Origin of the sequence: Bdellovibrio bacteriovorus (genome assembly GCF_025558485.1) — a bacterium.
GTDB lineage: Bacteria > Bdellovibrionota > Bdellovibrionia > Bdellovibrionales > Bdellovibrionaceae > Bdellovibrio > Bdellovibrio bacteriovorus_G.
On the sequence record NZ_CP102930.1, the window covers coordinates 2017664 to 2044219 of the forward strand.

A 26556-nucleotide genomic window follows, 5' to 3' on the forward strand; every position below is an offset into this window, starting at 1 on the left:
CTCTTCGTCGTCTTCTTATGGCGAGTTCTTTGTGCGTCGTTTGAAAGCAGGTCTTCGCCCTGTGGGGAATTCGTGGGCGGTGCATCCGATGATGGCCGGCAAGGATTTTCTTCATTTAAGCTTCACCGAGAAAATATTGGCTTTGGAAAGTATATTTACATGCCCCACACCCGTGACCAATCCGGCGTTCAAATTTAACGTGGGTGCCAGGGCGCGACCGCCGGAAATTTTCGCCCCTTGCAGGGTGATTGTGTTTTTTCCGTCAACCCAGAAAATTTTGGAATTCATTTCTATACGATTGCTTTGCAGAGCCTGCCCGGGGATGAACTCCAGCGAGGCATTTTCCAGAATGATCATATTGGCAGTGATGTTCATGGTGTTGTGATTCAGTCGGTGGTAGCCACAGATTTGCAACGTGCCGACGTTCAAGTAAGCAGGCAGTTCTGCAATGTCGGTGCTGGCGTTACAGCCAATAGACACAAAGTCTTCATTGGTGTGGGGGAATTCGGGATAATACGACGTTTTATACAATGACAAGTGATTGCCAATGGTGGCTTTTTTTTCAAATTCGACAGAGATTTGCGGGGGCAGTTGCGGTGATTGCAAATCCAAATCAGCGTGTTGGACGGTTACAAGACCCGAAAAGCCCATTTGTGGGGTGGAGTAAGATTTCTTGATGTCATCGAGTTCTTCAGGTGTGGGGGCACAGGCTGCCAAAGTCAGGACAAGAAGGGGAAGAAGATATTTGTTCATGGAAAGCTCCTTTGTGATGTCCGACCTTATTGCAAAGGCCGGACACAAAGGGGTTGGCTGGTGATATATCTTAAATTATAGTAAAAACAAATACTTATGGATGTGGCCGGGGTCTTTAAAAAGTCCTCAGTCTTGGAATTCGGACGTGGGTTTTAGAATCCCGGGGTTTTTCCGCCCATGAATTTGTCATAGGCCTGAATATAGTCCCGGGACCGGGGGCCAATGTGGGGCGTGATCCAGTGGTGTTCAAAACTCTGGTTGGAAATGGCATTGGCGAAAGTTTCCAGAATCTCCTGATAGATGATTTCGCAAAGGTTTCCTTGGGATTCATCCTGAATCAGGTTTTCGATTTCTGCCAGCAACAGATCCCAGCGCGTTTGTTCGGGGTGGCTCATCAGAACACTGAGTGTATAATACACCCACAGTCGTTCGGGCATGTCACTTTGTTCCTGCACGGCTTTGGTCATCTCGGTGTGCAAGGACTCCTGACCTTTTTTCATGCGGGACAGAATTAGTTCGACCCATTCTTTATCTGTTTTCATAGATGACCCTCCAAAGCATCGCGAAGTTCCAGAATCATGTTTTCAACTGCGGTACGGTCACTGGTGGCCGCCTCGGGATTATTCTTCAGCCAATTTTCAAAATGAACAAGACTGTTTTGTCCCTTTTGGGTGTGGTATCGCCCTTTGACCGGAAGATTTTCAATGCGTTCCACACGAATGGCCGCAGCGGTGCTGCCATTGCCAACTGTGGAGGCATCTTTCCAATAGCGTTCATTTACAAACTTGCGTAATTGTGGATCCTTGATTACGGGGCGATCCATGGTTTTTCTAAGGTCCCGAATGTAGCGGTCATAAGCGGCACGACTTTGCGGGACATTGCGTTCGATATGATGAACCACTGCCTCGGTTTTTGCAGCCGCACGCACGAAATCCAGATTTTTGATTTTATTGAAAATCTTTAGACCTTTGCCAATCTTGGAACCAAAGCCGAAGCTTAAAGCTCCAACCACGGCAAAGGTGCGATCAAAGCCATCCAGAGATTCACCGGTCACCAGGTTTTTCCCGGTGAAGGCTTCATACACATCGCGCAGGGGCCCGGTGATGGGATCAAGGCCGACAGCCAGATCTGCAAATACCTCTGAATACTTTCTGAAGGCCTCGGCAGTTTCTGCATCACCCAGTGCAGAGGCTTGATCAGATTGCTGCACCAGTCTTAACCCCCAGTCACGGGATTCGCGGCGGTTGGGGTCACTGGTGCGCACTGAGCGCAGAACGTTTTCAATGGTTTGCAATTCACTTACCAGTGCGGGATCGGGTGATGAGTACTGAAAGCCTGTTCCGGGCAGGGTGTTTTGTGAAAGAGATTTTTGGAAACCATTCAGGGCCAGTGCAAATTTGCTTTGCGACTGCTCCAGGGAGCTTCTGATGGCCTCATAGTTGTTTGCAGTTTGCTCCGCATTAGCTGCGATCTCCTGATTCAAGCGCGCCATCTCGGCTGCAAATTCCGGGGTGAAGATCAGGCCTCGATAGATGGCCTGGGCGATGCCGGTCTGGATGGCGGCTCCCAGGGCGCCTTCATGTGCGCTGCCACCACTTCCGTTGCTATTGCCAGAGCCCGGGCCAGCAGCAGTGTCAGAGGGATTTGTTTGAGCGGGGGGTGCCTTGTCATCCTGAATAATCATTTCCGGAGGAGCGCTGGGGTCGATATTGCTCCAGCGTGTTTTGCCATTTTGATCTTTGCCTTGATAGATCGCGGAATAGTAGTTTCCCGCAGAATAGAAGTAATACATTCTCTGCATTTCATATGTGTCAGAGGGGTCACCATCAATCCTGAAATCCATCGTCTGTGCCGTTTCATGGTTGATATGAATATCAATCACGGTGTAGGGGGCGACATGGGCGGCAAAGCTTTGCAGCGGGATGGTCATGGCAAGAAAAAAACAGATCAGACGTTTCATGGCAAAGTCCCTAACTTTTGTTCCAGCAGTTGCAGGTCAAGATCCACCGTTTCGATTTGCAGCTGAATATTGACAGCCATGGCTTCCAGTGTGGATTGCAGATCCAGAGCGGTGAATAACAGATGCTCAGTTTCCTCAATAGTCAGTTGGTCCGGTGAGGTGACGATTTGTGCGTCTTTGAACAAGGCTTCCCAAGTTGCAGCAAAGCCAGGGTCTTCAGAGCCGCGAATTTCAATTTCCGCTGCCAGATTCTCTTTGGAAACGACGTTTTGAAAAAGATCCTGCGCCAGCGTCACAGTTAGATTGAATGACGTGTTTTTGTTCTGTACCAGCTGTTGTTGTTCCACTAAAAAGGCCCGGAATTGTTGTTGCCGGGACTTTTCAGTTTGCAGAAACTGCCTGTGCAGTTCCTGACGGTTTTTTTCGAGCTGTTGCTTGAATTCGGCTTTTTTCTTTTCATACTCCAGTTTCTTAACGGCGATACGGCCTTCGATATCCGGCAGCATCGTTCCGAAAGAATAGGCATTGGAAAAGAATAAAACCCCGCGTTCAAGATCGCCCATGGCGTGAGCCATATTTGTGAAAAAGACAATCAGCAGAAATGCGCTCACGGTTTTCATTAGAATTGCTCCTGCTCGTAAGTCAGGCGGGCAACTTCGGCATCAGTCGCGGCCTCCACTGCGGACAGTTGCAGATTTTGAAATTCCATTTGCAAAATACCTATCTGTGCAGTCACGGCATTTACCATCTCAGTCAAAGTGTTTTGCTCCACGATGCGCAGGAATTCTGCCATTAATTGCGCATGGCTGCGCTGGGTGGTTTGATTAAGACTTGCGATGGCTTCATTGAGCTTTTTCAGTGCGCCGCGATAGTCCTGCTTGTAGGTTTTTACGAACTCATCAGCGGCCGGAATCATTTCCCGGTTTTTCAGAGGACGTCCGGTGATGTTGTTTTCCACCAGCTTCTTTCTGAACTCGGATTCTTTGGACACCCCAAGCATAAAGGCACGCAGGACTTCCACTTCCGTTTGCGCCAATTTGTATCGTTCGTTCAAAATGTTGCGGCGGTTCTCGGCCAGTTTCCAGGCATTCCACGCAGCTTCGCGACGTTCCTGTTTGCTGGAGCTTTCGTACTCCTGAACTTTTTCGGCGACGTAGCGGTCGTATTCTCTTTTCGCTTCGGCTTCTGCTTCTTCCAATTGTTTTTTTCTAAGTTCTTCGCTGTAGCAGAATGTGGCCATGCACGCATAGCCGCGGCCGACGTTGGTGAAGGTCTCGGTATTGGATTCGATCACGTCTGTCAGGCCGGTGGCGTTGCCGACAACAGCAAAGGCATCGCGAACTCCATTGGCGACCTGATTGGCGGCATGTTTCGCAGCTTTTTCGGCGTCTTTGAGTATATCGTCTGCCACGAGTGATAAAAACTTTTTTTCCAATTCTTCGGCTGAGGGCGAGACTGGTTTTACTTGCTCTAAAAATCAACCTGAGACAGCAGCTCCTGCTGAAACAGCTCCAGCTGCAGAAGCTACTGCAACTGAAGCAGCTCCTGCTGAAGGCACTCCAGCAGCAACTGAAGCGGCTCCAACTGAAGCAGCTCCAGCTGGCGAAACTAAGTAATTAGTCTTAGGACTTAGTACTTAAGTTGATGAAGCCCTCGCAAGAGGGCTTTTTTTATTTCCACCTCCGGGTGCACATTCGACAGTTTTTCCTTCTGTCGCCGAAGCGTCTTTTATATTTCTCCTCATATTCCGCTTACATATAGATATCAGGCCTGAATCACTTGCGCATACTCACATTAAAGGTTCTAATTATTGAGTATTTCAATAAAAGGAGATTCATCGTGGATTCTATCAGCTCATTCTATGGAATGTTTTTGGAGAGCTACACGGGCCTTTGGGTATTGGGCTCTGTCGTTCTTCTGTTGTTTGTGGGCTTCTTTAGCAGCCCTCTGATTGTGTGGGCGATTGCCTTGGCTGCCATTTTGGCAGGTTTTGGTGCGCCGATTTGGTTGTTGGCAGTGTATGCAGTGCTGGCGATCATTTTCCTTATCACGCCGCTGCGTGCTGCGCTGGTGACCTCAGGTCTTTTGGCGTTCATGAAGAAGATGCAGTTCCTTCCTAAAATCTCTGATACGGAAAAAGCGGCTTTGGACGCCGGTGCCGTGTGGATTGAAAAAGATCTTTTCTCTGGAAACCCTAATTTCGACAATCTTCTGAAAGAAGCTTACCCGCAATTGACTGCGGAAGAACAGGCCTTCATGGATGGTCCGGTGAACAGACTGTGCGCAGTTCTGGATCACTGGAAAATCCACAAAGACAAAGACATCCCTAAAGAAGCCTGGGATATCATCAAGAAAGAAAAATTCTTAGGGATGATCATCCCGAAAGAGTACGGCGGTCTTGGATTCTCCGCGCTGGCGCACTCTGAAGTGATCATGAAAATCTCTTCTCGTTCCTTGTCCACAGCGATCACTGTGATGGTTCCGAACTCTTTGGGGCCTGCGGAATTGCTGGCTCACTACGGTACTGATGTTCAGAAAAACCGTTATTTGCCACGTTTGGCAACGGGTGAAGAGATCCCTTGCTTCGGCTTGACTGAGCCGACTGCAGGTTCTGATGCGGGTTCTATCACTTCCACTGGTATCTTGTTCAAAGGTCCGGATGGCAAATTGCAAATCAAATTGAACTGGAACAAACGTTGGATCACGCTGGCTGCGATCTCTACAACGATTGGTCTGGCATTCCGTCTTCGTGACCCGGAAAATCTTTTGGGTAAAGGTGAAGACGTGGGTATCACTTGTGCGTTGATTCCATCCAGCACTCCGGGTGTTGTGTTGGGTCGTCGTCATGATCCATTGGGTATTCCGTTCTACAACTGTCCAACTCAAGGTAAAGACGTTATCGTGAACGCGGAAGACGCGATCATCGGTGGTATCGCCAATGCCGGTAAGGGCTGGTTGATGTTGATGGAATGTCTGGCAGCAGGTCGTGGTATCTCCTTGCCGGCACAGGCAACAGGTGGCGCGAAATTGGCAGCGCGTGTTGTTTCTGCTCATTCTTTGGTTCGTCGTCAGTTTGGTATGTCCATCGGTCGCTTTGAAGGCGTTGAAGAGCCTTTGGCACGTATCGGGGCTGCGGCTTATCAGCTGGAAGCTATGAGAAGATATTGCCTGGGTGCGATTGATAAAGGTATCAAGCCGGGCGTTATCACAGCGATGCAAAAATACTATGCTACTGAAATGGGCCGTCACGTGATCAACGACGCGATGGATATCATGGGTGGTGCGGGTATCTCTATGGGGCCTCGTAACGTTCTTGCTGAAATCTACATTGCGACCCCGATCGGTATCACGGTTGAAGGTGCAAACATCCTGACTCGTACTTTGATGATCTTTGGTCAAGGGGCTCTTCGTGCCCATCCATTTGCTTACGCTGAAGTAAAAACAGCTGAAGCGGGTGATTTGAAAGGCTTTGATAAAGCCTTCTGGGGTCACATTGGTCACGTTGTTAGAAACACTTGCCGCGCGATCTTGTTGTCCTGCTCTCGTGGTTTCCTGGCATCCACTCCTGATGTTCACCCTCAGATGAAAGTTTATACTCGTCGTTTGGCCTGGACTTCTGCGACCTTTGCTTTGTTGTCTGACGTGGCAATGGGTGTTTTGGGCGGTCAGTTGAAGGCAAAACAAAAAATCACAGGTCGTTTCGCTGATATTTTGGCGAACATGTACATGGCAACAGCTTTGATTCGTCGTTTCGAGGCGGAAGGTCGTCGTGAAGAGGATCTGGCTTTTGCTCACTACAACCTGAAACGCTGTATGGCGAACATCCAAACAGGTTTTGACGGCATCTTCGACAACCTGAAAATTCCGGGTCTTCGTTGGTTCTTCAAGGGCTGGATCGGGGCTTGGTCTCGTATCAACTCCATTGGTTCTCAGGCGTCTGATGGCTGGTCTCATGGTATTGCATCTGCAATGTTGAAAGAGGGCGGTATCCGTGAACGTCTGTCTGATGGTATCTATCTGCCAACAGACCGCAACGAATCCCTGGGTCGTCTGGAACATGCGTTTGCTGTTGTGAACAAAGCTGAAGCGGCAGAAAAGAAAGTGAAAAAAGCGATTCGCGAAGGCGTTCTGCCGAAGAAGAAAGTTCACTTGTTGCTGGATGAGGCTCGCGAAAAGAACGTGATCACTCAGGATGAGTTGAAGCTGATCCAGGAGTCTGATGCTGTTCGTTACGACGCAATTCTGGTGGATGACTTCTCTCAAGAAGAATATATGTCCCGCCATTCCTAAGCAGATTTAAAATTCTGAAAAATATAAAAACCCCCAAGCTTTCTTGGGGGTTTTGTTTTATGCTGACGCCATGAAAAGAACTTTCGGAATCAGTTTTTTTATTTTACTGGGGTTGTCTTTCAATATTGCGGGTTCCGTGGCGCAGGCCCGGAAGGTTCCGGATACGTCCATGTGGTCGCTGTCTTCTGATGTTCAAATCTCTCGCAAGCCTGCCAAATCCATGGAAGCCAGTCTTGTCAGTGTTTCATTTAAAAATGAGATGATTCCTGTTTCAGAGTTTCGTGAAACGTACAAACATCTTTCTGATGCGGCCTTTGCGGAAAAGCTGCAAGGGGCCCAGGCCACAGACCTGATGTTTTTCCGTTCTTTTGTGAATACGTTTTATCAGGATATGTCCCGGAATGTTGTTTCTCCGAATCTGGTGCTGTGTTTGGGGGATGCTCATATTGAAAATTTCGGTTTTATGAGTTTTGCTGGAAAAACCCATTATGTGTTCAACGATTTGGATGACAGTGGGGTGTGTCCGATTGAATTTGATATTCTTCGTTACTTCGCCTCTGTGGAACTGGCTTTCCCAAATGCCAGTCTGTTGGAAAAAATGGCTTTGGAATACAGCGAAGTTTTAATGGGTCGTAAAAAAGCCATACATCTGGAAAAATCCCTGATTCCAAATCTGCAAAAGAAAAGGGACAAAATTCTGCGCAAGTATATTCAGGCAAAAATCTTTAAGGGATCTTCTGATTATTCGCAGATGGCGGATTCCGATAAAAAGACGTTGTTGGCAGAAATTAAAGAGCTGCCGGTTTTTTCCGGCGTGGGTTTGCTGGATGCTGTGGAGATTCATCGTGCCACCGGTGGCAGTGCGGGCCTGCGCCGCTACTGGCTGCTGGTGCAGAAGGATAAAGAGCAGGATATTCTTGAGCTTAAAGAAGTGGCGCGGGCCGGAGCTGCCTATGGCGCATGGGAGCAGCCAGCCTGGAGCGATTCTGAGCGCATGGTCAGGGTGAAGAAATACATCTGGGGTCAGAGTCCTGATTTTTACGATGTGGTTTCAGTCAGAAACCGGCCGTTTCTGGTGCGCAGTCGTGTGAAGTCCTCGTTGGATCTTGATGAGTTGTCGAAAAAGGAGCTGGAAGCCATGTTGCGTGTGCAGGCAGGCCTTCTGGCAGAACATCACCGTCAGTTTGCCAAAGAAGGCATTCCGGGCGTGGAAAAATGGATCACTATGACCACGCCGTTGGTTGTTGAACGTTATCGTAAATCCATGCAACAGTTAAAACCATGATTCAGAAAAGCCCCCGTGAAATCTTCAAGTGGATTGTTTTAGGTGCTGTGACCGGGCTGATGGCCGGTGCTGCGGCCGCAGTATTTCTTTTTTCTCTGGACCGCGCGACCCGCTGGCGGGATGCACATCCCCAGATTATCTGGTTTTTGCCATTGGCAGGGCTTGCGTTGGGAGCCTTCTATCATTTCTATGGGCACAGTGTTGAAAAAGGCACGGGACTGATTCTTGAACAGATTCATGATCCACAGAATGTGATCCCGCTCAGGATGGCTCCGATGATCCTTTTGGGAACTGTTTTGACTCATTTGTTCGGAGGCTCGGCAGGTCGCGAGGGCACTGCGGTGCAGATGGGTTCATCTTTGGCAGATCAGCTTTCCCGGTTTTTTCCGGTCAGCAGGGAAGAACGAAAAATTTTATTGATCGCCGGGGCGGGGGCGGGCTTTAGTGCTGCGATTGGGGCTCCTTGGGCGGGGGCTTTGTTTGGATTGGAAGTGATTCAGGTCGGACGACTGCGTTTGTTTGCTTTGGTGGAATGCTTGATGGCCTCTTTTGTGGCCTATTATTTCTGCCGCTGGCTGGGGGCACCCCATTCGATTTTCCCGCCAGTGACGGAGGTGTCTTACAGTGCGATGTCCTTTGTCTGGGTGCTGATCGCGGGAGTGTGTTTTGGAGTCGCAGCCAATGTCTTTATGCGCTTCACGCACGCGGTGGAATCGGTGCAAAAAAGATTTGTGAAAAGCCCGATGTGGCGTCCTTTTGTCGGGGGCGTGGTTCTGGTTCTTTTGTACTGGTGGCAGGGCAGTGATCGTTACGCGGGGTTGGGGATTCCCGTGATTCAGGAAGCCTTCCATCATTCCCTGTCCTGGTGGGAACCTGTTTTAAAAACCATTATGACCGGGTTGACGATTGGATCGGGTTTTAAGGGCGGGGAGTTTATACCGCTGGTATTCATTGGCACCAGTCTGGGGAGTGCGCTGGCCGTGGTGCTGCCACTGGGAATTCCTTTGCTGGCAGCGTTGGGATTTGCAGCTGTGTTTGGAGCGGCCGCGAATACACCGATTGCCTGTGCCATTATGGCCTGCGAGCTTTTTGGCTGGCAGATCGCGCCCTATGCGCTTCTGGCGTGCTGGGTGGCTTACTTTATGACCGGGCATCTGGGGATTTATAAAAATCAGAAAATTGTGCGTTCCAAAAAGGATCAGCTTTTACAGGTGTTCCGAAAATAAAAAAAACGCCCGGGGATCAAGGGCCCCAGGCGTTCCCGAAGTATATATGAAGGGAAATTCACCCATACTTCTAGTCGAGTTTTGTTTGTTGCTTAGGCTTTGGCCGCTTTCGCTTTTTCTTTTACACATTTACGAATTTCTTTTTTGCTCGCATTTGGATTTTCGCTTTTGCAAGACTGTTGAAATGCCTTCATTTCTTTTTTGGAAACTTTGCCACCAGCGAAAACTGGGGAGGTGAAAGCGAAAGACAAAGCTAGTAGTGCAATCCATTGAAACTTCATTAAAGACTCCTTTTTGATGAGCCTAGCAAAAGCCTGTAAAGCCACAATCGTTGAAAATAAAAAAGCTTTTAACCTCGAAAAATACCCATATTGAGACTTCCCTCCGTTACGGCTATAGTGGGGGCATGAACATCCTTTTACTGGAAGACGACGACGAAATCTCTAAGCGGCTTATGATCACTTTTGAGTCCAATGGCTGGACTGTAAAATGGGTGCAGGCTATTTCCGAACTGCAAGGTGTGCTGGAGGCGAAGTCCTTTTATCCTCAGATCGTGGTGCTGGACCGGATTATCGCCGGGCAGGATTCTGCAAATTTCGTGGAAAGGATCAAAAAGCAATTTATCGACACCAAGATTCTGGTGTTATCAGCAATTGATACCAGCAACGAAAAAGCACGTTTGCTGGATTTAGGGGCGGATGACTATGTGGCCAAACCTTACTCCAGTTCTGAACTGGTGGCGCGTATTAAGGCTTTGGGGCGCAGATCTATGCTGGTTTCGTCTTCTGATATTTTAAAAGTGGGACGACTTGAAATCAATATGGCCACCCGTCAGGTTGAAGTGCAGGGCGAACTGGTGAACCTGTCGCAGAAGGAGTTTTCCCTGTTGTCACTTTTTGCCAATCATCCCGGCAAGGTTTTTCCCAAGGAAGTTCTGCTGGAAAAAATCTGGAATACCAAAGCGGATGTGGAATCCAAAGTGGTCGAAGCCACGGTGAATAATTTGCGCCGCAAGCTGGAAACGCATCGCTCGGGATCGGAAATCAAAAACGTTCGCAACGTGGGGTATTGGCTTGAGGCTTAAATTCTTTTTGCTGTCACTGTTGACTCTGGTTTTCACCAGTCTTTGCATCACGTTTTTGCTGGCCTATTTCTATCAAAGTGAAAGATTGTTCTTTCTGGATGACCAGATCCGTGAAACAGCCACGGCCATTGTTGATTCCGAACTTTCCGACCTGAAGACATATGATTATAAAATCGCCAATGCGATGATTTCAGAGGAGCTGGGGCCCGATCGTGTCGGAAAGTTCTTTGTCGTGCGCAATACCAAAGATGAAGTTTTATTTCAGACCGACAACGTCGGCTTGCTGGAACTAAGCATCCCGCGCGCTCCAACCTGGGTGACCATTGAACAGGATGGCCGTCTGATTCGGGTTTTAAATCTCAGTTTTCCAAAGTTTCCCAACCGCACTTTGCAGGTGGGGGTCATTACGGATTCCAATTTTATTTTCTGGTCCACGCTGACCAGTCGTTCGGTCGTGTTGGTGGCTTCCATTGTTGTGCTGGTGTTAATTATGACCTGGTTCTTATCCGCACAGCTGTTTTCACCCGTGCGGGATTTGGAAGGTTTTCTGCGCGAAGCTGTTGAAATGCTGGCCAGCAAGAAGGAAATCCCCGATGTTCCGGCACGAATGCTGGCCCCCGCTGCTTTGGGTCTGAAAAGACAGGATGAATTTAAAAATCTGGTCGAGGGTATTTCCCACTTGGTTCGCCGGGTGAATCTGAATAATAAATTCACCAAGTCATGGACCTTTCAAATGGTTCATGAAATCAAGACGCCGTTGACGCTGCTGAATCGTGAAGTGGAAAAGTTGCAGGATAAATATCGTTTTGCTTCGGAAGAGTATCAGGAAGTGCAGAGACAGCTGAATCGGGTTTCACGCACAATCACCAATTTTTTGGATTGGGCGGATCTGGCTAATACGGAAAATTGGTGATTTGACAGCTTTACGGGAAATCAAACCTTCGGAAGGGTGTCGGTTTATTGACCTGGGATCAGGTTATGGACGGGTGGTGGTAAGCACGGATTTTCAGATTTTGTCCAACCCTTTGCATTTGGAACAGGTGATTGAAAATCTGGTGGTCAATGCCCTAAAGCACACCAGTGATTTGGTCAGTATCACTGTGAAAGATTCTGTCATTGAGGTTCAGGATCAGGGGGACGGAATTCCTGCTGAAGTGGTGGAAAGACTGGGGACACCTTTTAATCGAGGCCCGCATCGTTCGGGCAGGGAAAAAGGCTCCGGCCTGGGGCTGGCCTGGGTGCAGTCCGTGGTGGTGTTGTATTCGTGGAATTTTGAATTGCGATCTTCAGCGGGCCGGGGAGCTTGTGCTGTGCTTAAATTCCCGGCCTTTGAAAGTTAAATGGGGCGGCGGCGCGATTTCGAGGCCAGAATCTTTTTCATCAGGCCATCGTCGTCTTCATCAAAGACATCCCCGATGATTTCCTCAAAGATGTCTTCCATCGTAACCAGACCTGTTGGTTTGGTCTGGTCATAGATGATTGCCATGTGCGACTTTTGTTCCTGCATTTTTAAAAGGATGCGGAACAGGGGTTCAAAGGATTTAAAGCGCAGGATCGGGCGAATCAAATTTTGCCACTCGGATTCACCATAGCGGCGTGCGGTCAGAAACTCTTTGGTGTTGATCAGACCTACAATTTCATTGTCTTCATCCAGCACGGGCAGGCGAGTGTGGCGCGAGTTCATGATGATGGTTTCAACATCCTCTAAAGAGTCTGCTTTGCGAACGAAGATCACGTCTTTCCATGGCAGCATGATTTCGCGGGCCATTTTCTTATCCGCACTGACCAGATTCACCACATATTGTTTGGTCTGCTGAGGCAGATCTTCAAATTCAATATGGGCTTCTTTTTGACCGGCATGTGTTTGTCCGAAAGTAAAAAGCTTCAGGACCACATTTGTGGACCATTCCAGCACGGTGACGGCCGGGGATAGAAGTTTTTCACCGATATAAAGACCTTGCGAAGTCCACAGAGCGATCGTCAAAGGATTGCGCAAAGCCAGGGTTTTCGGAACCAGTTCGCCGACTACGACACTCAGGTAAGAGATCGGCAGAACGACCATTCCGATGGCAATAGCTTCAGCACTGTGCTCGGAAACTTTGAAGGTCTCCATCAGCCAAGGGCTTAAGGCTTCTTCTGCTCCGGCACCACCGACAGCGGCGGCAATCGCACCCACCAAAGTGATACCAATCTGAATGACTGATAGAGTCCTTTCAGGGTTTTCTTTTAAGCGCAACAGGCGGCGGGCATTTTTATTTGTCGGTGCCAGTCGTTTTAATTGCTGGCGATTGACCGTGACAAAAGCCATTTCCGATCCGGAAAGCAGCATGTTCACGAACAGGCAGGCGGCAACAACAATAAACTCAGTCACAGGAAGCTCCACGCAAAGGGGAGCACATCAGGGGCAGGGATAACGTTTTCGGGTAAGGGTCTGGGTCCATAGGCACTTAATCTAGCGTATCGAGAACTTCTCCGAAAGGGACAATGCGCTAGTAGGGTGTTTGCGTATGCGCCGTGTCGTAAGACTTGAGGACATTATGTTTGCCTTTTGTGTCTTAGCTAAGGCATTAAGGTGCCTAACATTAACCGTATAAGTGACCGATATGGGGTCGCGTTTCTACCGGGCGCCGTAAATGTCCGACTATGGAGACTATCTTATGAAAAAGTTCGTCCTGTTAACGTCCCTGCTTCTTCTGGCTTCCGGTTCTGCATTCGCGGATTGGGCTCAGGATTTTGAAGAGCTGAAAAGCATCCCGCGCAGTTATGAAGATTCCGGTGCCATCTGTGAAGAAGTGGCTCGCTTGGATATGCAGAAGGAATTCCCGGCTCCGCAATACAAAGTGGAAGTGGGGATTGCTTACGGTGATGGCTCCCGCACTATTGGTGAACTGGATATCGTGATTATGGATCTTCGCCAGAATAAAGTGATCAAAATCGCGGAAGTAAAATGCTGGAAAGACGTGCGTGGTGGTTTGAAAAAAGCCATGGATCAAAGAGCCCGTTTCCTGAAATACAATAATTCCAGCAAGCCTTTATTCTTCCGTTCCACTTCCAGTCATCAGGCCTTTGAGCGTGAATTGTTCGATGAAGTGGAAGAGTTCTTCTCTATTGCCCAGAAGGGTTCCGCATCTCAGGGGTTTGATGTGGAGCTGGCTTACACTCTGAAAGAGATGCACGATCATCGCACAGACATGCTTCGTTGCCAAAGCCAGGGCCTTTGCGCAAAGCCTTAGGATAGTTCGGGGACTTCGGACATCCTGCCCGAAGTCCCTTTGCATGCATTCCCAAGTTCCCTTAGATAGAACGCAAAATAAAATTAAATGATCTCATCATGGAGCTGAAGGCCTGGCGCTTGTTAATAAAGCCCATATAGGTGAAGTTTCTCACCAGTGGCAGATCCAGTTCCTCTTCGCTGTGACCTGTGTAAATCACTACCGGGATGGGTTTGCGAATCTTGTGAACCTTTCTTTCCGTCAGAAGGCGATCCATCAATAAAAGAGTGTCGCGACCGCCCATTTGTGGCATTTGCCAGTCTAAAATCACCAAATCGAAATGTCTGTTCGCAAGAAGTGGGATGGAATCTTGACCGTCGAAAGCCATCGTGACATCGCATTTGTAGTGATCCAGGATGTGAGACATAAGCTTCACGGAATCCAAGCTATCATCGATCACCAGAACGCGAGGTGTGCGTTGTTTTTCGAGATTTGTTTCTAGCACCATGAGTATCTCCCTTTTTATCGGGGAGCTCACAAAAAGCGCATCTGTTACAGAATGGGACGATTTTGCGGTAGCTCCTACTTCGATTATTTGAACCGATGTAGATCCGAGAATCTTCTAAAAGAGCTACCATGAAGGGATTTTAATGGAAGGTCTGCTAAAATGCAGACAGAGCTCGCGTATATATTACGCAAGCTCTTTTCTGGTCTGTTCTGTGACAAGGACTTCGCGCACCACAACCACTTTAATTGATCCTGGGTAATTGCACTCTTCCTCAATGCGAGCGGCGATCTTGCGGGAAAGATCCATAGCCTGCGTATCATCGACTTTCTTGCCGTTTACCATAACGCGACACTCGCGTCCGCCGCTCAAAACGAAGCAGTCGGTGACGCCAGGGAAGCTGCGGGCAATGTCCTGAAGTTCAGAAACTTTCTGATTATAGGACTCAATTGTCGAACGACGAGCGCCGGGACGAGCCCCTGAAACCGCATCGGCTGCGATAACCAGGAAGGCATGATCTGTCGAAGGCTGTTCGTCAAAGTGATGGGCTTTAACGGCGTGAACAACATCCGGAGCTTCACCGCGGGCGGCGATGAAATCCGCACCAATCACGGCGTGTCCGCCTTCCACAGTGTGGTCCATGGATTTACCAATATCGTGAAGCATGCCCACGCGGCGGGCTTTCTTGATATCCAGCCCCAGCTCTGCCGCCATCAGGCCAGCCAGCCAGCCGACTTCACCACAGTGGAAATACTGATTCTGTGTAAAGGAATAACGATAGCGCAAAGATCCCATCATCTGGCGGATCTCGGCGTTTAAGCCTTCCAGTTTCAGTTCTTTGGCCAAAGAATCACCATCGTGCTTGATGTTCTTGAAAAGTTCCTTCTTCTGGTTTTCAGCAATTTTTCTGATGAAATCCGGATTGATGTTTTTCTTTTCTTTGAAGATGCGCTCTAAAGTACGGCGAGTCAGTTCGCGGCGAACAGGGTCAAACCCGGCAACGCCGACCATTTCCATGCCTTCTTCCACGATGATGTCGCAACCGCAGGCTTCCTGAACGGCTTTGATATTATTTCCGGCCGGATCACAGAACAGTTTGCGGATGTGTGCATCCGGGAAGTTCACCGCACCAATGCCGCGTTCGGCGCAATAAGGGCGGGCGAAGCGGTCGATCACCAGACTTAGAACACGCTTGGCTTCCTGTTCGGCGTGCTCTTTGGCATCGGCTTCAGTTTCCTGTGCGATACGAGCGGCACGACGGCGGGTTTCCTCTTCCATCTGATTTTTAAGCTGGGTTTTAAATTCTTCCGCAGATGTTCCCAGGCGCTCGGTCAGTTTGCTGACCAGATCCTGATTCAGGCCTTTTTGAACGTCTTTGAGTTTGTTCAGTTCGGCTTCCAGGCCACGCAAGGCCTGTTCCTGAGTTTTTACATCAGCTTCTCGCTCTTGCAGCTTCTTTTTTTCTTCCTGAACAATGGCATCAGCTTTGGCTTTCTTTTCGTTGGCCACTTCCTGTAAATCCTCAATGCGGCCTTCCGCCTTAAGCATTTCAGGTTCCACTTTTGTCCAAAGTTCCATTTCAATTTCCTGGATGCGTTCTTTTTCCTCCAGGTTGCGAAGCTCAACGGCTTCTTTGGCTTCGTCGATAATATCTTGGGCTTCCTCACGGGCCAGGCGCAGAGTGCGCGCTCTTAGAAACTTGTGCAAGGCCCAGCCCAAACCACCACCGGCGACAATTCCAATTATGGCTGTAGCAATCATTGCAATCATAAGGGTACTCCTAACCCCGTTATTCTAACTCTCTCACGGCGTGCAAAGCAAATTTTCCGTCCCCCCGGGGGCTCTTTACTTCTGGCGTTATGAGCGGTAGGCTCATTTTCAGTGACGTTTAAGGAGGCAGTAATGGGTCATATGGCGTGTCAAACGAAGTGGACGGGGGAAATGGGTTTTGAGTCGCAAATTCGCGACCACAAGGTTGCTATGGACGCAAAAAGTGACTTCGGCGGCAAGGACCAAGGGCCAAGTCCAAAAGAGCTGGTTTTGGCCGGCATTTGTGGCTGCACGGGAATGGACGTGGTTTCCATTCTAAAAAAGATGAGAGTCAATCTTCAATCCTGCGAGGTGAATGCGGAAACTGACACCACGACAGGGCATCCCTCCATTTTCACCACCGTTGAACTGCAATTCCGTATTCAGGGCGGGGATGTGAAGCCCGAGCAGGCGATGAAGGCTGTGAATCTTTCCATGACCAAATATTGCGGCGTAAGTGCGATGATTGTGAAGGCTTCGCCGATTCACTATCAGGTGTTCCTGAACGATCAGAAAATCGGCGACGGCCAGTCACAGTTTGAAAGTGCCTCTGAATGATTTCGATTCAGATTCCTTTTGCAGAGCTGGATTTTACCTACGCTCGTTCGCGCGGGCCGGGTGGTCAGAATGTCAACCGCACAAACTCAGCGGCGATTCTGCGTTGGAATCTGTTTTCATCCCAGGTGTTGTCGGAAGAATTGAAAATGCGCCTGTTGCAAAAACTGGCAGGCCAGTTGACGGAAGAGGGTGATCTGGTGATTCGCAGTGATGTGCACCGGGATCAGGATCAGAATCGTTCAGAGTGTATTGCGCGTCTGCATGCGATCTTGCGCAAGGCTCTTTTTGTGCCTAAGAAGCGCGTGGCAACCAAACCCAGCAAAAGCTCTGTGCGCAAGCGCCTGGATAGCAAGCGCAGGCACTCGGAAACCAAAAATCTCAGACAGAAAATCAAAGACTGACTAAACCACTGGTTCGGCCAGATGGGTTTTGGTTTCATGACCGCCGCCTTCGATGGCTTCGATTCGGCGGGACAGGAAGATCGCCACAAATGTAAAGGCGATGGCGATATAACCCACCACGGAATAGTGTTCAAGCTTCCCGTCGGCCCCTGTGGTGACGATCAGTCCGGCAATGTAGCTGGAAACCGCTGACGACAACTGCTGCACACAGCTGACGATGCTCATAAAGCTGCCGCGATTCTGCGGACGGGCTGTTCCGGAAACCAAAGCCGTTGCCGGGATCATGCGCCCGCCGGAAACCACAAAGAAGAAAGCGCAGATGGCCAGCACCACCCATAGCGGGGAATTGCCTAAATTGGTGATCACGGCATAGGGAATCAGTGTGACCAAAGCCCCCCATAAAAAGACCTGATGCTTCCCGAAGCGATCGGCCAGTCGGCCAATGAACGGAGAGGAGAAAATCGTGAAGGCGCCGCCAATCATGTACATCAACGGCAGTTGCGCTTCGGTCAGGCCGGCATTGGCCACCAGTGAAGGCGACAAAAACGGAATAATGGCAAAGTGTCCGAACATCACCGAGGACATGAAGTACAGGGCGCGGCGCTGATTTTTATTTTTTGCAATGCGGGTCAGAGTGTTCCACAAAGGCTCTTTGTTTTGCGGGCCATCCAGATGCTTGCGCATGGAGGGGATTTTAAACCAGATCAGCGCACACAAAAGCAACGAAGTGCCGCCCAGGAAAATAAACGGCGCATGCCAGTTGTATTCATTGGCCAGAAACAGGCTGAAGGGAACCCCCAGGATAGAGGCCATTGAAAAAGAGGTCATGATCACGCCCATGGCGCTTCCACGGCGTTCATACGTGATCGCATCACTGACAATGGAAAGCACCAAGGAACCCAGAACGCCACCGAAGACACCAGTCAGGCCGCGGGCGAAAAGCAGAAGTTCGTAGCTGGGTGAAAGGCCGCAGGCAATCGTTCCTAATGAAAAGCCGATAAAGAAAAACAGCAGACTTGTTTTGCGATCAAACTTATCCAGAAAGAAAGAGGCGGCAAAGCCGCTTAAACCCGCAAAGAACGTGTATGATGACACGAGGAGTCCGAACTGATGCGGGTTGATTGAGAACATTCGCATCAACTGCGGACCCAGCGGCATCATGATCATGAAATCCACGATGGAGCTGAACTGAATGGATGCCAGGATGGCGAGAAGAACTTTTTCTTGTTTGGAAAACACGGGGGTCCTTTTTGTTGACGTGTTTCAAACTTACCGATAAGCCTTTGATATGGCAACAATTTGGAAGTTTACGAAGTTTGTTCTGGTTCTATTGATTATCGGTGTTCTTCTATGGGTGATTCTGGCGAATTACAGCGTCATTTTCTCCAAGACTGTTGTGGGGCAGATCACAAGCGTTGAGCGTGTGGAGATCCCGGTGGCTTTAGTCACGCGTGCTGAAGGAAATATCACGTCTCAGGTGTTCTCTTTTGCCATCGGCATTAAGGATACCAAAACAGGTGAAATCTACACAGCGTCTTCTGAAGACCGTCAGTGGGCGGTGGCTCAACCCGGTCAGTGTGCAGAAGCTGTCTTCCTGCCATATCCACCTTGGCAATTTACCAAAAAGGACACTTTCTTTGGCGCGCGTTTGGTGCGCTTGTATGAGTGTCCCCAATAAAGGGAGTTCATCCGTCTGATGCCTGAGATCTTGTTGTTGCTTACTTCTGTCGGCGCCGGCTTTCTGGGGGCCCTGCTGGGGCTTGGTGGCGGGATTATTGTCGTCCCGGTTTTGACATTGGTTTATCATATCGACATTCGGTATGCGATTGCAGCAAGCCTGATCTCTATCGTGGCAACGTCTTCCGGGGCGGCGGCAAGTTACCTTAAGGATTCTCTGACAAATTTGCGTCTGGCTGTGTTTCTGGAAGTGGGAACAGTCAGTGGGGCTATTGTTGGGTTTTTGGTTTCGTCTTTTATCAAAGCTCAATTCTTATTTCTGCTTTTCGGTGTCTTTCTTTTCTTTTCAGCGGTGATGATGCTGCGTAAGCGTGGTGAACATATTTCCACGGTAAACCATCCTTGGGCGGAAAAATTAAAGCTCGATGGTGAATACCCGGAGCAGGAACATCGCATGATTCCCTACAAAGTGCAGAATGTGCCATTGGGACTTTTTGCAATGTTTGGAGCCGGGGTGATGTCGGCCTTGTTGGGGATTGGCAGCGGTATTTTCAAAGTGCTGGCGATGGATGGAGCCATGAAGCTGCCAATCAAAGTTTCATCGGCAACATCCAATTTTATGATTGGTGTGACCGCTTCGGCCAGTGCCGGGGCTTATCTGCTGCGCGGGGATATTCGTCCGGAGATCGCGGCTCCGGTGGCTGTGGGAATTATCGTGGGTTCTTTTGTCGGAGCTAAAGCAATGGTGAAGATCCCGGCGGTTCGCATTCGACAGATTTTTGTGGTGGTTTTGGGTGTCGTTTCCATTCAGATGATCATCAAGGGGCTGAAATGAGTGCAGAGCCTAAAAAAGACTCCCTTCATGAATTAGAGCTTATCATCAGTCAGATTCTGCGGGGCGGGGTCCTGTTTGCCGGCATCTTTCTTTTGATCGGTTGGCTGTGGATGTGGTTTCGTGACGGGGACAATCTGCAAACGTTCACAAGTTATGAACCCCGGCCTTTGATTGAAAATATTCATTGGGCTCTGGTGATGAATGATCGGGCTTTACTGGTGTCCTTGTTTGGGCTGGTGGCTTTGGTTTGCCTGCCTTTGATTCGTGTGTTGATGACCGGGGTTTTATTCATCAAGCAAAAAGACAAGGGGCTGGCGATCATGGCTTTTGCCGTCTTTATCGCTTTGGTTGGCAGCTTCCTGTTGGGAATTGACATCTAAAGAATCACATCAACTTTTTGGCGACGTACCACGGGATCAGAATGTAAATGGTCACGTCGCGAATTAAATAATACGCAAAAAACACAGCAAAAAACTTCCAGCCGTAGCGACGGATAACGCCTTTCAGGCCGCCTTCGCGGAAAACCTGTTTGGCTTCACGCAGGACCTGTGGTGTCCAGCGATCCAGAAATTTGGTTTTTGGTGGTGTTTGTTCCATGAATAGAAAGACCCCTCTCACTTATATCCTCTCCTTTGAAGGCCAGTGTCAAGGGGTCAGGAAAAAGGCAGGGATTTGCTTTTAGTACACGCCTGCTTTCGCATTTTGTCAAAAGGTCGAGGTGTCAGGTAAAAGTGCTGGTCCATCTCTGGGCTGCGGTCCTAAGATTTAAATATGAATACTAAAAATCTCAAATTCACTTTGTTCGTACATCTTTATGGCTTGATGAAAATCCCCTTGGTGCTGTTTGTAAGTCCGCGCGTGATTGAAGCGGGCGACAAAAGATTCGTGCTGAAAATTCCGCTGGGGTATCGCACGAAGAACCACCTGAACTCCATGTACTTCGGAGCTTTGGGAATCGGTGCGGAACTTTCCATTGCCGCTGCTGCGGTGGCGGCAATCAGTGAAAGCAAAATGAAGATCGATTTTGTTTTCAAGGATTTTACCGGGCAGTATCTGAAGCGGGCGGCGGGGGATGTTCACTTTATTTGTGACGAAGTCGAGGCTGTAAAGGCCTTGATTGAAGAGGCTAAAACCAATCCTGAACGTATTGAAAGAAAAATGAAGGGCTACGCCGTGGTGCCTTCTGTGAGTGAGACAGAGCCCGTAATGACTTACGAGCTCACTCTTTCCGTGCGCAATCGATCACTGAAGTCCTAGAGTGGAAAGATTCTTTACGCTCTCATCATATTCGTTGATGAGCTTGGCGTAAATCTCCCGCACGCTAAGAATGTCATCGACCAGACCCACCGATTGGCCGGCTGTCCAGACGGTTTTCCAGGTGGGTTTTTGCGCAGCCTCCTCCAAAGATTTCATTCCCATCAGATGAATCAATGGCACCATGTATTTCTTGGTCATTTTATTTTCTTTTAGAACCTTCATTGCCCACGGGAGGTCTGTTCCCATTTTTTGCACATAAGGCGTGTTGATGACAGCGGCAGGCGTTCCTGAAACTCTTGTAGTCATCACGATATCTTCCGGTGTGGATTTGACGATGGCATCTTTATAAGAAGCATCCACTTGTGCTTCACGACTGGCAATAAAGCGGGTGCCCACACTGACTCCGGAAGCACCCAAGGCAAGGCAAGCGGCGATCATCGAACCATGAGCAATCCCGCCCGCAGCGACAATGGGGATTTGCAATTCGGTTTTTAGCCACGGGATCAAAACCAGTGGAGAGATCGGCCCGGCATGTCCGCCAGCTCCAGCGCCCACAGCGATCACCCCATCGGCTCCCAGATCCTGCACTTTCATTGCGTGTTCCAGGTTGGTGACGTCGCAAAGCACTTTGGCTCCGTTTTTGTGGGCATCCTGAATGACGGACTTGGGGCTTCCCAGAGAAGTGATAAACAAGTCCACGCCGTGATCCAGGGCGACTTTGATATCCTGAGCCTGGCGAGTGTTGCTTTTATTCACAATCACATTCACGCCAATGGGCTTTTTGGTGCGGCTTTTGATGTTTTTCAGGGCCTCGGCATATTGTTCAATCGGGCGGTAATTCAAAGCGGGGAAGGTGCCGATGCCTCCGGCTTCGCTGGCTTCCACCACGATATCGGTGTTACTGACCAGAAACATGGGGGCGGCGATAATCGGGTAATCAATACCCATGGATTCTGTAAAACCGGTTTTGATCTTTTTAAGCATAAAAAAAGCCTCCTCGCCTTGAATAAGGATACGAGGAGGCTTAAAGGACGCAAGTCTTTTTTAAGGCTTCAGGTATCTGCTGAACAGAGTGAAGACTTCTTTTTTGATTGCTTCTTCGTGTTCTGGGGATTGAGGACCCAAAAGTCCCAATTGCAGAATGTTGTTGAAGCAGGACACCACGAATAAAGCCATCATTTCGCGGTCACGGCCCGGATATACCGGCATGTGGGCAAGGACGGCCTTTTGATAGTGTTCAAAGAACACACGGCGTGTTTCCCAGTAATCCAGCATGCCTTGAACGCCTTGCAGGGCCGTTCTTAGAGGACGGTTGTCATGGAAGCGCGTAAATCCGATGTCGATGAAGGCATGAATCTTTGCATCCAGATCCGGAGATTGAAGATGAGCCAGTTTTTCTTCAATGTATGCCAGGTCTTTTTGCAGAAGATCGTCAATCACCGCAGCGACGATCGCTTCCTTATTGGCAAAGAACTGATAAAGAGAACCGATGCTCACGCCAGCCATTTCGGCAATTTTGTCGGTAGTGATCGCGTGGTAGGGCTCTTGGACCAGAAGTCTTGCGCAGGATTCAACAATGCTTGCCACCGTCTCTTTAGAGCGTTTTTGAACGGGGATTTTCAGCATGTACTTCTTGTCAGCGTTTGTGTGAGTTTGTGGAGCTGCACCCATAGTTTCCTCCTTTTTGAGGTTTATAAACTTGGCTCAGGTTCATATTCGGTCATCAGGGACTGTAATTCAATACTGGTTACTTAAGTATCAAAATATAGTACCGAAGTCCTTCCGGAGAGTACGTCTTTACAAAATCTTAACATGAAACACAAACTATTGTCTTATTCTGGTTCCATCAGGCGAAAATCTAGAATCATTACTCTATGGTAATCAAAAAGTGGTATAAAACAGAGAAAATCAGTCTATTTTATCTAAAATGCCGTAGGTAAGTTCACTTTTTACTAAGCAGCTCAGAGTGAAAATTTAAAAATGACTTCAAAAATAAGCACATAAAATAAGCAAATAAGCATCGCTTAGCTTGCGAAGTATTGATTATTAGTATGTCGTACATTGCGTTGCGAAAAGTGATTCTGAAGCTTGGTCCTCACATTTTGACGGGGGCTATTAAGCTTCCTAAGTATGTAGGATTACGAACATTTGTAGTGCTTAAAACTTAGAAGATATTATCGCATTTCATGATTTCGATCATGTCTTGTTGCCAGCGTCTTAGGCACAATAGCCTCAGAATAGGGGATGCTATGGACGAACAAAGAGACTTAAAACACTTTGCCAATCTGGGAACGAAGCTGGGTTTGTGCGTGAAAGATCAGGAAAAGCGCGTGCTCTTCCAGAACGACAATTGCATCCGCACCTGCGGCAATATGATGGATCAGCAGTGCACAAAAACCTGTATGACATTGTATCGCACCATCGAAGAATGCTCCGCCATTTCTGAAGGGATGAAGCTTTTTAAAGCCACAGAGATCGAAGGACACAAAGTGGATGCGCTGATTGTTAACGACGGCGATAAGATCACGACGCTGTTGTATCCTTTGGACGAAAGCGAAGAAAAGTTCCAGAAGCAGGAAGCCTACTTCCGGGAGCGTGGCCTGACGAAGAGTGAAATCCGCATCATGCAAATGGTCTTGCAAGGCATGACCAATGCCGCGATTTCTGAAAAGCTGTTTATTTCCAAGGCGACTTTGAAAACCCACCTGAACAATATTTATAAAAAACTTCCGGCATCAATGCGTCCGTCTCAGGTGCGTGGTTAGTTTGGATTTTATTAAGGGGCCGGTTCGGTGAACCGGTCTTCTTGTTTGTCATAAAAGTGCCGGGTCAGCACATACACCGGACAATTGGCTTTTCTGACGACATTGCGAGTGTAGCTGCCTAGCAGGGCGGCGCTCAGGGGGCCGCTTTGGGCCTCCATTACAATCATATCTATATCGGCTTTTTCTACTGTTTCCAATATAAGTTCATCCACGGCCTTAAAAGAGCTGTCGATGATGAACTGTGCGGTGACGCCTTCTTTTTCAGCCCAGGTGACCCAGTATTGAGCGCGGTGAGACTGCGACTCGATGGTCATTTCCACGATTTGTTCCAGGGACAGCATCTGGCCTTTGTAATTATAAACCTTTGGACGCGTGTCCATTTCAAACAGGCTTTCAATGGGGCGGGGAATGGCATGCAGCAAGGTGATGCTGGCGCGAAGTTTTTTTGCCAGTTCCAGCGTGTGGCGGAAGTTGTCTTTGGAATGTTCCCCGAACTCTGTGGGGAAAAGAATATTCTTGGGCCCATGCGTGTGTGCGGTGTGGGGGCCGATCACGCAGACGGGGATTTCGCTTTGTAAAAGCAGGCTTTCAGCAAAGCTTCCCAGGATAAAACGTTGCAGTCCCTGACGTCCGTGGCTTCCCACGACGATCAGATCCGTTTGTGTGCGGGCAGCATATTGTGAAAGTGCTTCAGCGGCCCCGGCATGGGATTGGGATGCGTGAGGAATGACTTTGGGATCTTTCAGGAAAGGAAGATTGTAGTCCGTCAGAACCTCGCGGAAAAGGGATTCTGCGGTTTTGGAATGATCAGTGACCCAGGCAGGGACTTCGTAGGTGGGAAGGACGATTTCGTTTTCCCGCAGCAGATACAGCGGTTCGATTTCCGCCATCGTGGTTTTGTGGATCTGCGCCAGATAGTCAGCCATCTTTTGGTTAAGTTCTTTGTTGTCCTCAAATGCATCCAATGCCCAGATGATTCTCATAGAACCTCCCAGCTCTTATTTTGCCTCTGCGGGGTGGGTAGGCGGCAAGGCTGCGGCGGGTTTCTTGTTGGGAAACAAGGGGCACTCAGAGGCTTTTAAAACAAAAAAAGCCCACCAGAGGGCGGGCTTTATCGCAAGCTTGTGTAAATCTGCAAACTATGTGGAAGTTGCAGGATCAGAAGAGGAGGACATCGCCGTGGTGGTACCACGTTTTTGTGCTTTTTCTTCGGCCTTTTCAACTTCTTCAATGTATTTCTTGGTCGCTTTAGGAAGCTCATTCCACATGCGCAAAGAAAGCAGAAGACCCATCACCGCAAATGGGATCAGGAACAGAGGCCAGTATGTCCAGCTTTTGTGAGACAGATAGCCGATCGCCAAAGACTGAATACCAGAGCCCAGGTAAACGCAACCGTCCACGATGCCAGATGCTGTGGCTGTCATCTTTTTACCACCGAAGTCAGCAGCCGCTGTGCCGGACATCAAAGAATGAACCCCGATCACAGTCAAAGTGATCATAACAGCTACGATGCCCAATACTGTTGGATTGGACATCAGGCTGAAGGCCATAATGATCAAAAGAATGATCATTACGAAGTTGTTGATAGCCGCCGGAGGACCGCGACGGGACTGGAATAAGCGGTCGGAAACGATACCGGCCATGAAGCCACCAAAGATACCGGTCAAGCACAGCAACAGACCCCAGTTTTTGATGAAGAACTGAGAGCCTTCATAGAACAAAGCATCTTTGTCTTTCATTTCGTGAGCGAAGACCAGATACCACTGCATGATACCGTTACGTAAAACACCAGAAGTAAAGTCCACCAGGGCGATGGTGATCATCACAGGGTTTGTGAAGATCTTTTTCAGCATAAAGCCGATTGTGATTTTAACGTTGGAATCGTCGTAGTCAGAGGAGGCGTCCGCTGTATCGAAGTCGCCGAAGTTGGCTTCTGCCGGAGAATCCTTCAAAAGAATCATGTCGATCAAAGCCCAAACCATCAACAGGAAGGCCGGGATTGCAAACACCAGCCAGGTGGCATTGGTAACACCCGTGTCGATCGCAAAGATATGACGAATGAAGCTTTGGAATGCTGTTGGAGCATGATCCAGCTGCAAAGTGGAGGCTTCGACAATCGCCTGTCCCCAGTCGAAGGCAAAGTAAACACCGAAGGAGATCAGGGTGCCGAAGATGGCGCCAAAGATGCCGCGTTCCCGAACGTGGAACCAGTAAGCTTTCACCTTGATGATGGAAACCGCACCGTAGGATTGGAAGAACATGTTCAAAGCAAACAGAACAGAGAAGGCCAGAACCATGTTGGTTTTCAACGTGCCCATCAAATAAAGATAAGTCACACCGGCCATCAAAAGATTCATGATAGAAGCGCCCAGCGCCGCGATGATGATCCCTTTTTTACCACCGATTTTATCGACGATGGGACCATTTAGAAGGAAAGAGAAGCCATAAGTGATTGTACCTGCCGCAAAGATGATGCCGAACTGTTCTTTGGTCATCATGTCGCCCAGAGCATTCTTGGAAACGTTCAGGTTGTAACGTGCCATGTACAAGAACGCATAGGTCATACCAAGAGGGAACCAGTTAACGAAACGACGAATCATGAACTTGCGTGAATGTCCCAGCGGATTGTTCTTGAAGTACAAGAAAATAACCGCGAACAGACAGGCGCTGACGAGTAGTAATGCCATGGAACCTCCGGTAAAATTTCGAGGAAGCTAAAGGAAAAATGCGCACTTGGCAATCTAAACAGCCCGAGTTTCTGCCGAAGTTATTTTAAGATTGTGTTAGGGCGCGGGAAAGTGGTGATCCTGGGGGACCTCCGCGATTTTTCTTTCGAGCACTCTATGGTACGCTGCAAAAACTTCATGCTTTTCACTCGAGAAGTTGTTTATTTGGAGCCTGAAAATATCCATAAGCAAAACTTATGGAAAACCTAAAAA

Annotated in this window: 29 protein-coding genes and 1 riboswitch; of the genes, 14 read left to right on the forward strand and 15 right to left on the reverse strand. The window is 48.8% G+C overall.

What is annotated here, in order from left to right:
* Nucleotides 1–111: 111 nt before the first annotated feature.
* The 5 genes from EZJ49_RS09860 to EZJ49_RS09880 form a co-directional block, all read right to left on the reverse strand.
* Nucleotides 112–753 (reverse strand): hypothetical protein, encoded by a 642-nt coding sequence (locus EZJ49_RS09860; RefSeq protein WP_262551914.1) that lies wholly within the window; start codon nucleotides 751–753, stop codon nucleotides 112–114.
* 152 nt (nucleotides 754–905) lie between these two features.
* Nucleotides 906–1295, reverse strand: coding sequence for a hypothetical protein (locus tag EZJ49_RS09865; RefSeq protein WP_262551915.1), 390 nt, complete (start codon nucleotides 1293–1295; stop codon nucleotides 906–908).
* Entirely contained in the window at nucleotides 1292–2713 is a 1422-nt protein-coding gene (locus EZJ49_RS09870; RefSeq protein ID WP_262551917.1) for a pre-toxin TG domain-containing protein, read from the reverse strand. The genes EZJ49_RS09865 and EZJ49_RS09870 overlap by 4 nt, the downstream gene beginning before the upstream one ends.
* The gene (locus tag EZJ49_RS09875; protein ID WP_262551918.1) at nucleotides 2710–3333 is read right to left on the reverse strand and encodes a hypothetical protein; all 624 of its coding nucleotides are present in this window, start codon (nucleotides 3331–3333) and stop codon (nucleotides 2710–2712) included. The genes EZJ49_RS09870 and EZJ49_RS09875 overlap by 4 nt, the downstream gene beginning before the upstream one ends.
* The gene (locus EZJ49_RS09880) at nucleotides 3333–4124 is read right to left on the reverse strand and encodes a hypothetical protein (protein ID WP_262551919.1); all 792 of its coding nucleotides are present in this window, start codon (nucleotides 4122–4124) and stop codon (nucleotides 3333–3335) included. The genes EZJ49_RS09875 and EZJ49_RS09880 overlap by 1 nt, the downstream gene beginning before the upstream one ends.
* Before the next feature lie 428 nt (nucleotides 4125–4552).
* On the opposite strand from EZJ49_RS09880, the gene EZJ49_RS09885 reads away from it, so the two are divergent.
* The 3 genes from EZJ49_RS09885 (at nucleotide 4553) to EZJ49_RS09895 (ending at nucleotide 9514) form a co-directional block, all read left to right on the forward strand.
* Nucleotides 4553–7003: an acyl-CoA dehydrogenase gene (locus EZJ49_RS09885; RefSeq protein WP_262551920.1), complete on the forward strand. Its 2451-nt coding sequence runs from the start codon at nucleotides 4553–4555 to the stop codon at nucleotides 7001–7003.
* A 70-nt stretch (nucleotides 7004–7073) separates the two neighbouring features.
* Nucleotides 7074–8288, forward strand: a complete 1215-nt coding sequence (locus EZJ49_RS09890; protein ID WP_262551921.1) for a DUF2252 domain-containing protein — start codon at nucleotides 7074–7076, stop codon at nucleotides 8286–8288.
* The gene (locus tag EZJ49_RS09895) at nucleotides 8285–9514 is read left to right on the forward strand and encodes a chloride channel protein (RefSeq protein ID WP_262551923.1); all 1230 of its coding nucleotides are present in this window, start codon (nucleotides 8285–8287) and stop codon (nucleotides 9512–9514) included. Before EZJ49_RS09890 ends, EZJ49_RS09895 begins: the two co-directional genes overlap by 4 nt.
* Nucleotides 9515–9606: 92 nt before the next feature.
* Here the strand turns inward: EZJ49_RS09895 and EZJ49_RS09900 are convergent, their stop codons facing one another.
* Entirely contained in the window at nucleotides 9607–9795 is a 189-nt protein-coding gene (locus tag EZJ49_RS09900) for a hypothetical protein (protein WP_262551925.1), read from the reverse strand.
* A 125-nt stretch (nucleotides 9796–9920) separates the two neighbouring features.
* On the opposite strand from EZJ49_RS09900, the gene EZJ49_RS09905 reads away from it, so the two are divergent.
* From EZJ49_RS09905 to EZJ49_RS09915, 3 genes are read left to right on the forward strand one after another with little or no spacing between them, the layout of a single operon-like run.
* Entirely contained in the window at nucleotides 9921–10598 is a 678-nt protein-coding gene (locus tag EZJ49_RS09905) for a response regulator transcription factor (RefSeq protein WP_262551926.1), read from the forward strand.
* Complete coding sequence (locus EZJ49_RS09910; protein WP_262551928.1) at nucleotides 10588–11511, forward strand: hypothetical protein; 924 nt, start codon at nucleotides 10588–10590, stop codon at nucleotides 11509–11511. Before EZJ49_RS09905 ends, EZJ49_RS09910 begins: the two co-directional genes overlap by 11 nt.
* A 1-nt stretch (nucleotide 11512) precedes the next feature.
* A complete protein-coding gene (locus EZJ49_RS09915) occupies nucleotides 11513–11938 on the forward strand; it encodes a sensor histidine kinase (protein WP_262551929.1) in 426 nt (141 codons plus the stop codon).
* Here EZJ49_RS09915 and EZJ49_RS09920 read toward each other — a convergent pair.
* Nucleotides 11935–12969 (reverse strand): hemolysin family protein, encoded by a 1035-nt coding sequence (locus EZJ49_RS09920; RefSeq protein WP_262551930.1) that lies wholly within the window; start codon nucleotides 12967–12969, stop codon nucleotides 11935–11937. The two genes, EZJ49_RS09915 and EZJ49_RS09920, sit on opposite strands and share 4 nt — an antisense overlap.
* Before the next feature lie 195 nt (nucleotides 12970–13164).
* Nucleotides 13165–13262: riboswitch (purine riboswitch) on the forward strand.
* Here EZJ49_RS09920 and EZJ49_RS09925 point away from each other — a divergent pair.
* Complete coding sequence (locus tag EZJ49_RS09925) at nucleotides 13256–13831, forward strand: hypothetical protein (RefSeq protein ID WP_262551932.1); 576 nt, start codon at nucleotides 13256–13258, stop codon at nucleotides 13829–13831. It overlaps the preceding riboswitch by 7 nt.
* 61 nt (nucleotides 13832–13892) lie before the next feature.
* On the opposite strand, the gene EZJ49_RS09930 is transcribed toward EZJ49_RS09925, so the two are convergent.
* Nucleotides 13893–14318, reverse strand: a complete 426-nt coding sequence (locus EZJ49_RS09930) for a response regulator (protein ID WP_262551933.1) — start codon at nucleotides 14316–14318, stop codon at nucleotides 13893–13895.
* Between the two features lie 183 nt (nucleotides 14319–14501).
* Complete coding sequence (locus tag EZJ49_RS09935) at nucleotides 14502–16085, reverse strand: Rnase Y domain-containing protein (RefSeq protein WP_262551934.1); 1584 nt, start codon at nucleotides 16083–16085, stop codon at nucleotides 14502–14504.
* A 132-nt stretch (nucleotides 16086–16217) separates the two neighbouring features.
* Between EZJ49_RS09935 and EZJ49_RS09940 the strand changes: the two genes are divergently transcribed.
* Nucleotides 16218–16682: an OsmC family protein gene (locus EZJ49_RS09940; RefSeq protein WP_262551935.1), complete on the forward strand. Its 465-nt coding sequence runs from the start codon at nucleotides 16218–16220 to the stop codon at nucleotides 16680–16682.
* Entirely contained in the window at nucleotides 16679–17083 is a 405-nt protein-coding gene (arfB, locus tag EZJ49_RS09945; protein WP_262551936.1) for an alternative ribosome rescue aminoacyl-tRNA hydrolase ArfB, read from the forward strand. The genes EZJ49_RS09940 and arfB overlap by 4 nt, the downstream gene beginning before the upstream one ends.
* Here the strand turns inward: arfB and EZJ49_RS09950 are convergent, their stop codons facing one another.
* Nucleotides 17084–18322 (reverse strand): MFS transporter, encoded by a 1239-nt coding sequence (locus EZJ49_RS09950; RefSeq protein ID WP_262551937.1) that lies wholly within the window; start codon nucleotides 18320–18322, stop codon nucleotides 17084–17086.
* A 49-nt stretch (nucleotides 18323–18371) separates the two neighbouring features.
* Between EZJ49_RS09950 and EZJ49_RS09955 the strand changes: the two genes are divergently transcribed.
* The 3 genes from EZJ49_RS09955 to EZJ49_RS09965 are packed head-to-tail and all read left to right on the forward strand — an operon-like array spanning nucleotide 18372 to nucleotide 19975.
* Nucleotides 18372–18761, forward strand: a complete 390-nt coding sequence (locus EZJ49_RS09955) for a hypothetical protein (RefSeq protein ID WP_262551938.1) — start codon at nucleotides 18372–18374, stop codon at nucleotides 18759–18761.
* Nucleotides 18762–18779: 18 nt separating this feature from the next.
* The gene (locus EZJ49_RS09960) at nucleotides 18780–19595 is read left to right on the forward strand and encodes a sulfite exporter TauE/SafE family protein (protein ID WP_262551939.1); all 816 of its coding nucleotides are present in this window, start codon (nucleotides 18780–18782) and stop codon (nucleotides 19593–19595) included.
* Nucleotides 19592–19975: a DUF1634 domain-containing protein gene (locus EZJ49_RS09965; protein WP_262551941.1), complete on the forward strand. Its 384-nt coding sequence runs from the start codon at nucleotides 19592–19594 to the stop codon at nucleotides 19973–19975. Before EZJ49_RS09960 ends, EZJ49_RS09965 begins: the two co-directional genes overlap by 4 nt.
* Before the next feature lie 4 nt (nucleotides 19976–19979).
* Here EZJ49_RS09965 and EZJ49_RS09970 read toward each other — a convergent pair whose 3' ends face one another.
* Nucleotides 19980–20192 (reverse strand): hypothetical protein, encoded by a 213-nt coding sequence (locus tag EZJ49_RS09970; RefSeq protein WP_262551942.1) that lies wholly within the window; start codon nucleotides 20190–20192, stop codon nucleotides 19980–19982.
* 174 nt (nucleotides 20193–20366) lie between these two features.
* Here EZJ49_RS09970 and EZJ49_RS09975 point away from each other — a divergent pair, with 174 nt between their 5' ends.
* Nucleotides 20367–20852 carry a DUF4442 domain-containing protein gene (locus EZJ49_RS09975; RefSeq protein ID WP_262551943.1) on the forward strand — a complete coding sequence of 162 codons (486 nt, stop codon included), beginning with the start codon at nucleotides 20367–20369 and terminating at the stop codon, nucleotides 20850–20852.
* Here EZJ49_RS09975 and EZJ49_RS09980 read toward each other — a convergent pair.
* Nucleotides 20838–21836, reverse strand: coding sequence for an NAD(P)H-dependent flavin oxidoreductase (locus EZJ49_RS09980; protein ID WP_262551944.1), 999 nt, complete (start codon nucleotides 21834–21836; stop codon nucleotides 20838–20840). The genes EZJ49_RS09975 and EZJ49_RS09980 overlap by 15 nt on opposite strands.
* 60 nt (nucleotides 21837–21896) lie before the next feature.
* Complete coding sequence (locus EZJ49_RS09985) at nucleotides 21897–22523, reverse strand: TetR/AcrR family transcriptional regulator (protein ID WP_262551945.1); 627 nt, start codon at nucleotides 22521–22523, stop codon at nucleotides 21897–21899.
* Between the two features lie 578 nt (nucleotides 22524–23101).
* On the opposite strand from EZJ49_RS09985, the gene EZJ49_RS09990 reads away from it, so the two are divergent.
* Complete coding sequence (locus tag EZJ49_RS09990) at nucleotides 23102–23617, forward strand: helix-turn-helix domain-containing protein (RefSeq protein WP_262551946.1); 516 nt, start codon at nucleotides 23102–23104, stop codon at nucleotides 23615–23617.
* 11 nt (nucleotides 23618–23628) lie between these two features.
* Here EZJ49_RS09990 and EZJ49_RS09995 read toward each other — a convergent pair whose 3' ends face one another.
* Together EZJ49_RS09995 and EZJ49_RS10000 are read right to left on the reverse strand one after the other, a co-directional pair.
* Complete coding sequence (locus EZJ49_RS09995) at nucleotides 23629–24600, reverse strand: universal stress protein (RefSeq protein ID WP_262551947.1); 972 nt, start codon at nucleotides 24598–24600, stop codon at nucleotides 23629–23631.
* A 156-nt stretch (nucleotides 24601–24756) separates the two neighbouring features.
* Nucleotides 24757–26304, reverse strand: a complete 1548-nt coding sequence (locus EZJ49_RS10000; RefSeq protein ID WP_262551948.1) for an MFS transporter — start codon at nucleotides 26302–26304, stop codon at nucleotides 24757–24759.
* Nucleotides 26305–26556 lie beyond the last annotated feature (252 nt).